This is a genomic window from Litorimonas sp. WD9-15, assembly GCF_050271975.1.
Taxonomy (GTDB): Bacteria; Pseudomonadota; Alphaproteobacteria; order Caulobacterales; family Maricaulaceae; genus Litorimonas.
Genome location: NZ_CP189850.1, coordinates 2,634,072 through 2,647,057, shown reverse-complemented (window position 1 = coordinate 2,647,057; position 12,986 = coordinate 2,634,072). Strand labels below are relative to the sequence as shown.

The 12,986-nt window shown below is 51.3% G+C and carries 9 protein-coding genes; 3 read left to right on the top strand and 6 right to left on the bottom strand.

All coding sequences use genetic code 11. The features are described from left to right. Position 1 precedes the first annotated feature (1 nt). The gene (locus ACP9M6_RS12410; protein WP_427451548.1) at positions 2 to 2,419 is read right to left on the bottom strand and encodes a glycoside hydrolase family 3 N-terminal domain-containing protein; all 2,418 of its coding nucleotides are present in this window, start codon (positions 2,417 to 2,419) and stop codon (positions 2 to 4) included. 157 nt (positions 2,420 to 2,576) lie between these two features. Here ACP9M6_RS12410 and ACP9M6_RS12405 point away from each other — a divergent pair, with 157 nt between their 5' ends. The 3 genes from ACP9M6_RS12405 to ACP9M6_RS12395 all read left to right on the top strand — a co-directional run bounded on the left by ACP9M6_RS12405 (position 2,577) and on the right by ACP9M6_RS12395 (position 6,820). Further along, entirely contained in the window at positions 2,577 to 3,554 is a 978-nt protein-coding gene (locus ACP9M6_RS12405) for a LacI family DNA-binding transcriptional regulator (protein WP_427451546.1), read from the top strand. 93 nt (positions 3,555 to 3,647) lie between these two features. Next, positions 3,648 to 5,066 carry a sugar porter family MFS transporter gene (locus tag ACP9M6_RS12400; RefSeq protein WP_427451545.1) on the top strand — a complete coding sequence of 473 codons (1,419 nt, stop codon included), beginning with the start codon at positions 3,648 to 3,650 and terminating at the stop codon, positions 5,064 to 5,066. 194 nt (positions 5,067 to 5,260) lie between these two features. Continuing rightward, positions 5,261 to 6,820, top strand: coding sequence for a GDSL-type esterase/lipase family protein (locus ACP9M6_RS12395; protein WP_427451543.1), 1,560 nt, complete (start codon positions 5,261 to 5,263; stop codon positions 6,818 to 6,820). Between the two features lie 205 nt (positions 6,821 to 7,025). Here ACP9M6_RS12395 and ACP9M6_RS12390 read toward each other — a convergent pair whose 3' ends face one another. The 5 genes from ACP9M6_RS12390 to ACP9M6_RS12370 form a co-directional block, all read right to left on the bottom strand. Continuing rightward, positions 7,026 to 7,643, bottom strand: coding sequence for a carbohydrate binding domain-containing protein (locus ACP9M6_RS12390; RefSeq protein WP_427451541.1), 618 nt, complete (start codon positions 7,641 to 7,643; stop codon positions 7,026 to 7,028). A 91-nt stretch (positions 7,644 to 7,734) separates the two neighbouring features. Next, positions 7,735 to 8,427, bottom strand: coding sequence for a tetratricopeptide repeat protein (locus ACP9M6_RS12385; protein WP_427451539.1), 693 nt, complete (start codon positions 8,425 to 8,427; stop codon positions 7,735 to 7,737). Between the two features lie 56 nt (positions 8,428 to 8,483). Beyond that, a complete protein-coding gene (locus tag ACP9M6_RS12380) occupies positions 8,484 to 9,998 on the bottom strand; it encodes a tryptophan halogenase family protein (protein WP_427451537.1) in 1,515 nt (504 codons plus the stop codon). Further along, a complete protein-coding gene (locus ACP9M6_RS12375; protein WP_427451535.1) occupies positions 9,999 to 11,513 on the bottom strand; it encodes a tryptophan halogenase family protein in 1,515 nt (504 codons plus the stop codon). It lies immediately after the preceding gene. Beyond that, positions 11,506 to 12,984, bottom strand: a complete 1,479-nt coding sequence (locus ACP9M6_RS12370) for a tryptophan 7-halogenase (protein WP_427451533.1) — start codon at positions 12,982 to 12,984, stop codon at positions 11,506 to 11,508. Before ACP9M6_RS12370 ends, ACP9M6_RS12375 begins: the two co-directional genes overlap by 8 nt. Between the last annotated feature and the right edge of the window lie 2 nt (positions 12,985 to 12,986).

Sequence of the window (12,986 nt, the reverse complement as noted above, 5' to 3'; positions counted from 1 at the left end):
ACTATTTAACTTCGAGTGTCACGGTCTGCAAATTCTGCGAACTGTTTCCCACCATCACGTCAAACGCACCAGGCTCCACAACGCGGTTCATATTGATATCGTAGAAACGCAGTGCTTTTGGTCCGATGTCGAAACTCACAGTTTTTGTTTCGCCCGCCTCCAAGGACACACGTTCAAAGCCTTTCAACTCTTTGACAGGGCGCGTGACGGAAGAAATTTTATCGCGAATATACATCTGCACGATTTCATCTCCTGCGACATCACCGGAATTTGTGACATCGATAGAAACGGTCGTTGTGCCATCGGTGCCAATTGTCGCGTTGGAGAGTGTCGGTTCTGACATTTCAAAACTTGTATAGCTCAACCCATGCCCGAACGCATAAAGCGGGGAGGCATCGCCAAAGGCGTAACCGCGGCGGGCTGTTGGCTTGTGATAATAGAAGGCCGGAATCTGCCCGACTGTGCGCGGGACCGAGACGGGCATTTTGCCCGACGGGTTCACTTTGCCGAAGAGAATATCCGCGACCGCCGTTCCCGTTTCCTGTCCCAAAATCCAGCCATAGAGAATGGCGTCGAGGTTGTCTTCGACATTGCTCAGGGCCAAGGGACGCCCCGAAATCACGACTCCGACCGTCGGGATGTCGAGCGTGCCAATCGCATCGACGAGGTCTTTCTGTTGCCCGATGAGCGTGATCTCGTTCCGATCACCGGGATGGGTTTCCGACCAGGCTTCGCGAGACGTCGACTCGTCGCCGCCAATCGCGAGAATGACGAGGTCGGCCCCTCTGGCGACAGACACAGCAATGCCGATATCGCGCATATTCTGTTCCGGGTCGATCAGGTTGACTTCATCATCCCACCACGAGCGGTTATCGGTCAGTGTAACGCCCTGCGCATTGACCACATCAATCTCGTCGCCGACTTCGGCCTCAATTCCGTCAAGGATGGAGATGGTTTGTTTTGGTTCATCCGAATATCCGCCGAGAACTGTGATGGCCGCATTCGGGCCAATCACGGCGATGCGCTTATATTTGGACCGGTCCAGTGGGAGAATGCCATCATTTTTGAGGAGGACGGGCGCTTTCTGCGCGGCTTCCAGCGCAACGGCACGGGCTTCTGCGTTGCCTGTAATCTCCGTCGCATAATCCGCATCGGCATAAGGCGTCTCAAAAACCCGACCGCGTTCTTTCATCGTCAGCACACGGCCGACAGCTTGGTCCACATAATCGACGCTGTAATCGTCCGCCTCAATCCGCTCTTTCAACTCATAGAATGCCACACCATCAGGCAGTTCCATGTCGACTCCCGAGCGTAGGGATAGCGCCCCCGCATCGCCGATATTGTCGACAATCCCGTGACGGCCCTGCAATTCATTGATTGCAAAGTAATCGGCGACAACGGCGCCATCAAAGCCCCATTCATCGCGCAGGACATCGTTGAGCAGCCAGCTATTCGCATGGGAGGGCACGCCATCAATTTCGTTATAAGACGCCATAACAGAGGCGGCTTTGGCTTCTTGGACAGCGGCCTCGAATGGCGGGAAGAACACTTCGTATAGGGTGCGGTCCGACACATTGGCCGGGCCGACATTCATGCCGGCTTCGGGCTGTCCGTGACCCGTCATATGTTTGAGGGTCGTCAGGACTTTGTCATCCGCAATAGGGAAATCATCACCTTCGCCCAAACCTTGAAAGCCTTTCACGGCGGCGACGCCCATGCGGCTCACGAGATAGGGGTCTTCGCCAAAGGTTTCCTCGATCCGACCCCAGCGCGGGTCCAGCGCGACATCAACAACGGGGGAGAGGACGTGATGCACACCGCGAGCGCGGATTTCGCGGGCGGTGATGGAATAAATCCGCTCGGCCAGTTCATCATCGAATGTCGCGGCGAGGGCGATGGATTGCGGGAAGCTTGTGGCTTCAAAGGCCTGATAGCCGTGCAGGCCTTCCTCGTGGAACAGCGTCGGAATGCCGAGACGAGTATTCTCAATATGCCATTTTTGAATATCATTGACGAGCGCCACGGTTCCCGCCGGATTACGACCCGTCATGGAGCGCACGACGGTCGCGTCATTCACACCCTTGCGCTCAATCTCGCGCTCCATGCCCTGCGTGTCTTGTGGACGGGCGAAACAGCCAATGCCGTGCGGGTGAATCTTCTCCATTTCCTCCGGTTGGAAATTGCCCTGATCGTCAAGAAAGTCGCCCTTTTTGAGCCAGACACAGGAGATTTGCGCGAGTTTCTCGTCCAGCGTCATTTCCGCGATCATATCTTCAACGCGGGGACTGAAAGTTTGACGTTTGAACGAGTCAGCGGTGGAGACCGGAGCGCTGTTGTCAGACGTCAATTGTGCTGCAGGCTGACAGGCCGAAGCCGTGAGCAAGGCCAGCGCGGAAACGCAGAGGGTGAGCTTTTTCATGGTAAATGTCCCGAACGATATTTTGTAACCGAGTCTTACCCGGTTTTTTTGTTGGATTTGTCAAATTATGACAACGTTGTCAAATTGAAAATAGGCTGCTAGTCATGGAGTGCAGAATCTCATAGAGAGACGCGAACTTGGCGTAGGAGGGGTGAGCATGCCGACAATTATCGACGTTGCCCGCGAAGCCGGTGTCTCTTTCAAAACCGTGAGCCGTGTATTCAACGGCGAAGATACTGTGCGGCCTGTCACACGTGAAAAAGTGCGGGAAGCTGCGCGGCGCATTGGCTATTCGGTCAATCCTGCGGCACGGGCACTTCGCTCCAAAGCCTCTAGGAAGATTGGCTTGCTCCTGAATAACCCAAGCCTGTCCTACTCGGAGACTGTCCAGATCGGCGCATTGCTCGCGATGCAATCGGAAGGCTATCAGCTCGTGATGCTGGACGGCTTGACCGCGTTCCATGCGGAGGAGGGATTGGCAGGTCTTATAGCGTGTCCGCCGCTCGCGAATGATCCTGATATTCTGAAGGCTCTAAGCGAATCCCATTTACCTTTCGTGCGCGTTGGGGCGGAACGGGTTAGTCAGATCGGCGACAAGGTGGGCATTGACGACCGCGCCGCTGCGCGGGAGATGACGGACTATCTTATCAAACTTGGACACCGCCGGATTGGTTTTATTGAAGGTGCAGCGATTTATGATGTCTCCCGCCGCAGGCTCGCAGGATTTAATGATGCGATCCATAGAAGCTCCGGCGCGGTTCAATCCATCACAGCTTCTGGAGATTTCTCATATGCGTCCGGATTGCGGGCAGCGGAAGACCTCCTCTCTAAAGACAATAGGCCTACCGCCATTTTCGCCGCGAATGACGAGATGGCTTCGGCCTGCCTCGCGGCAGCCTATAAAATGAACCTGCGCGTGCCGGACGAACTCTCCGTCGTCGGGTTTGACGATTCGCCTGTCTCCCGCGCGGTCTATCCGGCTATTACGACCGTGCGGCAGGGCGTCCGCGATTTGCTCTCCGCTTCCGTCGATATTCTCTCGGGTCGAATGAGTGGCGATACGCGCCCTGCTCATGATATTATCCATGCGCATGAGGTCATTGTGAGAGATTCTGCGGGTCCGCCGTCGGAATAAAATTGAGGGAGTAATTGACAACGCTGTCAGTCTCGCGGCAAAGACGACATAACGAGTCTGGGTACACGGACGATATATATAAAGGGGACGGCCATGGCCGACACACATGTCACAAATACAAAGGAAGATGCCAATATTGGCTTTATCATCCTGATTAGTTTGGTTGCCACATTGGGCGGATTTCTCTTCGGGTTTGACTCCGGCGTTATCAACGGAACGCTGAAGGGACTGGAAACGACTTTTGCGTCGCAAACTGCGACGTCTTCTTTTGCATTTTCTTCAATGCTTTTGGGCTCGGCTGTCGGCGCTGCATTTGCAGGAACGATGTCGGATAAATTCGGTCGCAGAAACATGATGATTGTTGCCGCCGTTTTCTTTGCAATTAGTGCTTATGGATCTGGTGCCGTTAGTTCGGCATTTCCGTTTATCGCATATCGTATCATCGGCGGTCTGGCCGTTGGTGCCGCATCCGTTATGGCACCCGCTTACATCTCAGAAATTGCACCCGCACGTATGCGTGGCGCACTCACATCTATTCAGCAAGTTGCCATTGTTGTTGGCCTGACGGCGGCCTTTTTCTCCAATTATTATTTGGCTGAAAAAACGGGAGGAGCCTTAGGCGAAATCAATGGTATTCAAACATGGCGTTGGATGTTTTGGGTCGAATTGCTGCCTGCAATCCTGTTTTTTGTTCTGCTGTTTTTCATACCTAAAAGTCCTCGTTATCTCATGGTCAAAGAAGATGAAACGGGAGCGTTGAAAGCATTAACCCGACTCTTTGGCACGGATGCAGCGGCTTCGAAAATTATTGATATTCGGGCGTCTTTAGCAAACGATCACAAACCAAAGCTCTCCGATTTGCTGTCCAATGGTAAGCTGAAGCCTATCGTTTGGGTCGGTATTGGACTGGCCGCGTTTCAGCAACTCGTCGGTATAAACGTCATCTTCTACTTCGGTTCTGTTGTGTGGGAAGCTGCTGGTTACACTGAAAGCGACGCGTTAAAACAAAACGTCATTATGGGTGTTTTGTCACTCGTAGCTGTTGGTATCACACTGGCACTGATTGATAAGGTTGGACGCAAACCCTTCTTGGTCATCGGTTCCATTGGTATGGCGATCACCTTGGCAATTGTCGCTTATGCTTTCTCAACCGGCGAAGTCATTGACTTGGCATCCCGTCAGATCGATCTTGATCCAAAAATGGGTACCTTGGCTCTTTATTCAGCTATGGCTTATGTGTTCTTCTTCAACATGACTTGGGGACCTGTGATGTGGGTTCTGCTTGGCGAAATGTTCCCTAATCAAATCCGTGGGGCCGGTCTTGCAGTTGCCGGTTTTGCTCAGTGGATTGCCAACTTTATTGTCTCTATGACATTCCTGCCTCTTCTTGAAACGATCGGCTTGGCTGGCGCTTTCGGCATCTATGCAGGGTTTGCATTCATCTCGATTTTCTTCGTTGCGAAAGCTGTCAAGGAAACGCGAGGAATGGAACTCGAAGACATGGTCGGTTAAACCCCGTGCGATGTTTAAACCTAATCAAGGCCAGCCTCATCGGGCTGGCCTTTTGCGTTTCGGGCTGTGGAAAGGTTTCTTTTGATGACAGTGGGACCATAAATGTCCAATGGCTTGGTCGTCATGGACCTGTCGAGAAGAATGAACTCTATAAAAACGATAGCCTTACCTTAACCGTCGACGGAGAGAGATTAATGGGGTGGCCCGGAAGCGGTGTCGCCTTCAGTTTTGAAGGAAATTACGCGACGATTGCTGTCACAGATGGTGGTGCGGGGTTAATGGATCTTGTTGTGAATGGTGAACATAGCGTCATCAAACTGGAGCCAGGAAAAAACACTGTTCAAGTTGGTGATGGCACATTCGGAACGTATTATGCACGCCTAACGAGGCGATCAGAATTCTATGATACTGGATATTTTGGGATTTCCAGCCCCACCCCAATTTCATTCGGAGGTGATGAAGGTAAGGGTTTTCTTTCGACAAAATACTCTGAGCGAAAAATACTCTTTCTCGGCGACTCCATCACAGCGGGCTTCGGGGTCGGCGGATTTACTAAATCTTGCGGCAACACGCCCGCACTTCATGCGCCATTGGAGAGTTATGCCATGCTCGCGGCAGACGGCCTAAATGCCGAGCCGCAATTGATCGCAATTTCGGGGCGAGGGGTGGTTCATAACTGGGACGCTAACCCCGCTCCCGTCATGCCTGCGCAACTCGATTTTGCCTTGCCCGACAGTCCCGATACATCTTGGGACCATGCGCAATTTATGCCGGATGTCATCGTGACACTGCTCGGCACAAATGATTGGTCCGTGATCGACCCGGGGCGGGATAAATTTCGCGCGGGTTACCGCGATATGCTCTCCGGTCTGCGGGAGCGCTTTCCCAATGCTCATATTGTGACGGTGTCCGGTCCGCTATTGGACGGAGAGCAGGGCGCGGCGATACGCGACGGTATTGACTGGGCGATGTCTGATTTGTCGGATGAGAATATCTCGACACTGGACCTTAAACTCGCGGATTTCGGCTATGTCTGGAGCTGTAACAGCCATCCAGGGCAGACCTCCATGAAGGTCATGGCGAATGATTTGATGCGTCATATTAAGACTGTGACGGAATGGGACTTCGAGCCAATTGAGACTCAAGTCTTAATAAACCCGCCAGATATTCTTCCCGTAGATGGAAAAATGCATTTCAACACACGCGTGGCGGAAATCGCCGATTTTCCGCAACAGGACGGCGGAACACTCCTCATCGGGGATAGTATTACAGAAGCTTGGCGCGATACGCCTTTTCGGCAATCACTGCTGCCGCAGGACCTGAGTAATCATGGTGTGAGTTGGGACACGTCCAGCGGCGTTATCAGACGCCTTCCGCAAATCCTCACCAATGAACCTGACCGCGTCTTTCTAAAAATAGGGACGAATGACATCTCATTAGGTCGGACGGTTGAAGAGATTGCTCAAGATGTCAGCGCAGTGGTGCAGGCGATTAGGGACAGGCATCCCAAAACAGATATCTATTTGCAATCCGTTCTGCCGCGCGAAGCTGATAAGTTGGAACGAGTTGCGGCGGTCAATCAGAAATATGCTCAGATTGCTGCGGCAACAGGCGCGATATACATCGACCTGACGGATAGGTTTGCCGCACAGGATGGAACATTACGGCCTGATCTCACATATGACGGCTTGCATTTGACCAATGAAGGCTACGCTGTTTGGGCTGAGGCGTTAAAACCCTATTTTAACCGCTAGTCGAGCTTCTCCAAATTGATACAAAATAAGACTGGCGAAAATTTCCCTTTACGATTAGGAAAGTAGTATGATCGCTATTGTAAAACAGTTCCTATTGGCGATCGTCATGTTCATGCTGGCACTTCTAGGCCTTTAAACAGACGATCTTTTCTAGTTTACCTGAACAGGTGAAACGCATCCATTCGAGTGCGTTCACATGGTCTGTCTATTTCATGTAGGGTGATGCATCCGCGCCTTCACCCAAATTCATCACATAGAACTGTCCGAATTCAAGTGTCTGTTTGGCCTTTGCGAGGTTGAAGACGATTTGACTTTTTTCCGCAGAATAATCACGGCTCGCAGTGCCGGAAATATGATGGAGTTTCCACTCTGTTCCCAGATCAAATCTTTTCTCAAGGATGGAGTCATAGGGTTCAACATTTCGCTGGATCGCGACGAGAATATCGCCTGTCTCGCTACCCTTTGGCGGTTTCTCTGTTCTAGCCCAGAATGACATGAGGATAACATCACCTTTTTCGACGTTTTCAGTCATCGGGATGCGTGTGGCTGTGTCCCAAGCGTTTCGCTTCGCCTTCTTGACTCTGACTTGATAAGCCATACCACCTGGCGCGCCTTCGGATTTGACAACAGCATCCTTTTTATCAGACCCATCCGTGCGCCATTGAATATCATAGGGGTTATTGATCAGCTTCCCCGGCAATTGTGCATCAAGGGCGACAAGAGCTTCTTGGATAGCGGCGTCGTCTTGCGCCATTGCAGAAGGTGTTGTCGCAATGGCGACAAAAGCTGCGCAGGACGTTGTGATAAAGGCGCGTTTAAACATGATTTAGATCCCCAAATTTTATAATTATGGAAATTTAAAACGTAAAAGACAGCGTTGTCAAATTGGACCAACAGTCAGTTTGAATTATGGCCTAATTCGGTTCTCCCAATAGGTTTGTGAGATAACTGACTTGCCCCTCAATCTCTTTCTTGGCTTCACATCTTCTACAGCGATTTGCGATTTTTGTCAGGGATTTGAACTGTTTCTTCGCTTCATCGACATTGCCGGCTTGATATTCAAGCAGGCTCAAACGAAAATGGGCGTCATAGAGTGTTCGCTTGATCTTCGTCGCGCGGGAGAAGGCTTTCTTAGCGTCCTCTGTTTTGCCGAGTTGCAACTGTGACATGCCCATCATGTAGATTTGGTAGCCGCGATCTGCGCAAGTCCGCTTTTTTGTATAATTCTCTTTTTCAAACCCTGATGTATTTACCGAAAAAGAGGGCGTAATCGCAGGCGTTGTTGAAACCGAAACATTTCCTCCCGCGCCGCCACTGGGTTGTGGCGCCGTGTTTATATCGCCCGCGACATCGGCCTGAATGGAACTGTCACGGGCAGCTTCCAGACCGGCTTCGAAATTGCGTTCTACACGGTGGGCGCAGACGGCGTTCTTCTCGAACTCAATTTCCGCTGTCTCAAAATCTCCGGCGAAAAAAGCGGCGAGGGCCGGGTCGACCCTTTTGGTAGCGTTCGCAACGACAGTGTCTTCTTCAGCTGCATCTTGCGCACCAGCAGGCGCAGATAAGATCAGAATTGATGTTACAAGAGCCTGGAACAAATATTTCATAGGGTCACCGAGAAACTACGCACACGAACGTACATACAGGATATTTAGAAAATCACCTAATTCATATCCGCTTTACAATTCGCATTGATGAAAGATTGATGCTTGGGCATCTTATCGAGGCAAGCCTGCGTAACCCGTTCTAACTGATCCATACGATCTAAAAGCGTCGCCTCTGGCAGAGAATTCGCCATAGGGTGGTAACGCTCAGGCATAATGCCTTGACCATGCATGACTGCGAACCAGCTCGTTTCTCCGAAAATTTCATTGTCATGACGATAAAGGCGGGCGGTATCCTTATAAATCGCGATCCGCTCTTTCAGCGTGTCAGGGATGTCCATATTCTTACAATAGCGCCAGAACGGTGTGTCTTCGCGTTCTGTCGCATAATAATGCAGGATGAGGAAATCCCGGACTTGTAGATATTCCTGACGGGTCTTTGTATTGAAATAATCAATATTGGACTGTGCGAAATCCTTATCCGGGAAACACTGCATCAGTCGGGCAACTGCCGTTTGGATCAGGTGAATAGAGGTCGATTCAAGCGGCTCCAAAAAGCCTGCAGCCAGTCCAAGGGAAATAACATTCTTATTCCAAGTCTTCTTTCGAATACCCGTCTTGAACCGCAAGAAGTTAGGGTCCGAGATCGGCTCCCCGTCAAGACCTGCAATTAGGCTCGCCAGTGCGTCGTCATCACTGATATATTCAGAGCAATAAACGTGCCCGTTGCCGATGCGAGATTGAAGTGGAATGCGCCATTGCCAGCCTGCGTCTTTGGCCGTGGCGCGTGTATAGGGCGCGGGCTCGCCGACGGACTCGCATCCGCGTGCAACGGCGCGGTCACAGGGCAGCATGGCGCTCCAATCCTCATAGCCCGTCTTCAAGGTTTGCTCGATTAGGAGCCCGCGAAACCCGGAGCAGTCGATGAATAGATCACCTTCATAACTCTCGCCATTTTCGAGCGTTACAGACTCAATATGACCGGTTTCAGGATGTTGACCAGCTTTCGTAATTTTGCCCTCAATGCGTTTAACACCACGGCTTTCCGCAAACTCCCGCATAAATTTGGCGTAGAGCGAGGCATCGAATTGAAACGCATAGACGATTGAATTTAGAGGAGAGTTTTTGAGGCTCATATCCGGGCGCTGGAATTTCCCCTGTTGCGCGGCCAGGATTTGCAGACAGTACTCATCAACAGAGGGCGCTTTGCCCAGCGCGTTATAGCGGTGCCAGAAATGGTGGAAGCGAAGCCCCTCCATATTCACACCGTAATCCCCAAACGGGTGAATGTAGCTCTCGCCCAGTTTCCCCCAATTTACGAATTCAATGCCCAGTTTAAATGTCGCATTCGTTTTCTTGACGAAGTCGTTTTCATCCAAACCCAACAGACGATTGAAGTAATTAATATGGGGGATCGTCGCTTCGCCGACACCCACTGTGCCAATCGCCTCAGACTCAATCAGGCGGATATTCACCGTCTCGTCATTGATAAGCCGTGATAAGCCCGCCGCGACCATCCAGCCCGCAGTCCCGCCGCCGACAATGACGATATTTTTAATTTTCTGATCGGACATTTAAACCGCCGCGCCATAGCGTTGGAGGAATTCTTCGTGAGTCGGCATATTTTGCGCGACTTGCTGCATAGCCCCGCTCATGGATTTTAAGCTGTGATCGACTTGCGCTTTTGGCAGTGACGAGACGATGGGGTCTGTGACGTCCGGAATAATATTCTGGCCAAGAAAGACTGCGATCCAGCTTTCTTTGGAAAAGAGTTCGTCATCATAGCGGAAGATCCGTCCGGCCTTGTCAAATAAGTCCATTTTGCTTTTAAGACTTTCCGGGATGTCCATCGTCCGGCAATAATTCCAGAACGGACTGTCGTCACGCTCTGTCGCGACATAATGCAGGATAATGAAATCCCGAACCTGATGAAACTCTTTACGCATTTGCTTGTCATACTCGGTCCGAACGACGTCAGAGACGTCCGCGCTGGGGAATAGGCTGATAAAGCGACTAATTCCCTGTTGGATGAGGAAGAGGGAGGTCGATTCCAACGGTTCCAGGAATCCTGCTGAGAGACCAAGCGCGATACAGTTCTTATTCCATAACGTTTCACGACAGCCTGTTTTAAACGAAATCTTGCGAGGCTCGCTCAGAGGCTGGGTATCCAGCCCTGCCATCAGGATGTCTTTGGCTTCCGCATCATCCATGAATTTACTGGAATAAATATGCCCGTTCCCCGTGCGGTGTTGGGTCGGAATACGCCATTGCCAGCCCGCCGTTTTCGCCGTCGCTTTTGTGTAAGGAATAAGGCTGCCAACCCGCTCTGTCGCGACCGTTTGCGCACTGTCACAGGGTAGCCAATGGCTCCAGTCTTCAAAAGGAACATCCAGTATTTTTTCCGTTAGAAGAGATCGAAAGCCCGTGCAGTCAAAGAAAAAATCGCCCGTGATTGTTTGGCCATTTTCCAATGTCAGTGTTGTGATATCGCCGGTCTCATTTTGCTGATCGACCCGTGTCACCTTGCCTTCAACGCGTGTCACGCCCCGCTTTTCCGCATAATTGCGTAAATATCTCGCGTAAGCTGTTGCATCGATGTGATAGGCGTAGCGGAGGTGAGAGAGGGGCGATCTGGGGTTCGGGTCGGGCAGGGTGAACTTTCCGTTTTCCGCTGCAACGGCGCACATGCTGTAATTCTGCAGCGGTGCGGAATTGCCGGAGGACCGATTATGCAGCCAATAATGATGGAAATCGATACCCTGCATATCCACGCCGATACTGCCGAACGGATGTATATAGCTGTCGCCTAATTTTCCCCAATCCTTGAACTCAATACCGAGTTTAAATGTGCCATTCGTCGCTTTCAGGAATTCCGCTTCATTAATGCCCAACATGCGATTGAAATTGATCATGTCAGGAATCGTGGCCTCGCCCACACCGACTGTGCCGATTTGGTCGGATTCGATTAGAGTAATTCGTGTCACATCGGGGGAGAGCAAACTCGAAAGGGCCGCCGCCGCCATCCAACCTGCAGACCCGCCGCCGAGAATGACGATATGTTTGAGAGGCGCATGTTGTGTATCAGACATTTTGGTCTTCCAAATATTTTATCAGGCGGGACATATAGACATCATGAGGGGGTAATTTTTTTGCCATCACATCAATCGCATGGCGCATTTGTTCAAGTTTCTGCGTCAGTCCGGGCAGGGACACGCGGTCGGCCAGCGGATCATAACGTCTCGGCAAACGTCCCATGCCTATATGGAGCAGGGTCCAGTCTTCGCGGCTGAAAGGCTCATAATCATATTGCACCAGCACACCGCGGCTTTCGAATTGCTCGACCTTGTCCTGCAAGCGTTTCGTAAGCGGGGTTGAACTTGCAGCGACCCAGTAGGGATGAGCACCTGTTTTCGATGTGCTGAAAAACGCGCGTTGGAATAGATCCGCGTGGCTATAATCATCATTGAAACGTCGGTTATATTCGCGACGCTCAACCGTCATATTTTTTGAGACAGGGATGAGTTCGATAAGCCTATCAATATCACGTTCGAGCAACCGCATTGGTGCAGAGGTGAGGGGTTCAAGGCTGGCCGCCCCATGACCGAATGTCAGACAATTCCCGATCCAGGGCGTCTCTGTTCGACCTAATTGCACTTTAAAAGGTGTATGATCAGGTGTGCCATGAGCTTTCAATGCCGCACGCTCTGAGTTTGGATCATAAACCGTCAATCGATGAACCTGATTTTGAAGTGTCGTTTCCGACTGCCAGCCATAATCGGCTGCCCTTACAGTCCGGTAGGGGTGTCGCTTGCCCGTTTCAATGTTATGCGTTTCGGCCGCGCAGATTTCCCGTGTTCCAACCCAGGATGTGTCGCTTGGCGATTTCAATTTCGAGTTTGGGCCTGACGCATCAATAAAGAAATCTGCCTTAATGATCTGCGCATTATTCAGGGTTAGGCCCGTCACTGTCTCACCGCTGCGCTCAACTTTCGTCACGTCGGATTGAAGGCGGGTCACCCGTTTCGATGACAGCTTGCCCGAGAAATACTCCAGCCAGTCTTTGGGTGAAAACTGATATCCATAATCCATATCCGCAAGCGGCGTTTTTCGGTCTTCCGGGGGGTGCGCAAACCCGCCAGTCTTTGCAGCCTGTGTCGAGATGATATAGTCTTCGAGGGAGGCTTTCTTCTGGGCGGTTTTTTGAAAACGTGTCAGGTAATGCTGAAATTCTACACCATTCAGAACGGGCAGAGGTTTGTAAAAACTCTGTATCCAATTTTGACGTGTGGGCCCCCAATTCTCAAATTTCGTCCCCAATGAGACACCTGTTTGCGTGTTCAGAAAGAGGTCCGGTTCGGTGAACGCTTTGTCTAAGAGAAAGTCGTAAGTTGTGGGCGAGGTGAGGGTCCCGAAGAAAATATCCGTGGCTTTGGCAGCATCGGTTTCGATCAGGATAAGTTGAATGTCCCCGGGCAATGTCCGGTCTAAGGCACAGGCACAGACATAGCCTGCTAACCCGCCGCCATAGATGACGATAGTTGTGAGGGGCGCCGACGCCATGG

Excerpts from the sequence above, each read along its gene's own strand:
- ACP9M6_RS12410 (WP_427451548.1), bottom strand. The coding sequence starts at position 2,419 with ATGAAAAAGCTCACCCTCTGCGTTTCCGCGCTGGCCTTGCTCACGGCT.
- ACP9M6_RS12405 (WP_427451546.1), top strand. The coding sequence starts at position 2,577 with ATGCCGACAATTATCGACGTTGCCCGCGAAGCCGGTGTCTCTTTCAAA.
- ACP9M6_RS12400 (WP_427451545.1), top strand. The coding sequence starts at position 3,648 with ATGGCCGACACACATGTCACAAATACAAAGGAAGATGCCAATATTGGC.
- ACP9M6_RS12395 (WP_427451543.1), top strand. The coding sequence starts at position 5,261 with ATGGGGTGGCCCGGAAGCGGTGTCGCCTTCAGTTTTGAAGGAAATTAC.
- ACP9M6_RS12390 (WP_427451541.1), bottom strand. The coding sequence starts at position 7,643 with ATGTTTAAACGCGCCTTTATCACAACGTCCTGCGCAGCTTTTGTCGCC.
- ACP9M6_RS12385 (WP_427451539.1), bottom strand. The coding sequence starts at position 8,427 with ATGAAATATTTGTTCCAGGCTCTTGTAACATCAATTCTGATCTTATCT.
- ACP9M6_RS12380 (WP_427451537.1), bottom strand. The coding sequence starts at position 9,998 with ATGTCCGATCAGAAAATTAAAAATATCGTCATTGTCGGCGGCGGGACT.
- ACP9M6_RS12375 (WP_427451535.1), bottom strand. The coding sequence starts at position 11,513 with ATGTCTGATACACAACATGCGCCTCTCAAACATATCGTCATTCTCGGC.
- ACP9M6_RS12370 (WP_427451533.1), bottom strand. The coding sequence starts at position 12,984 with ATGGCGTCGGCGCCCCTCACAACTATCGTCATCTATGGCGGCGGGTTA.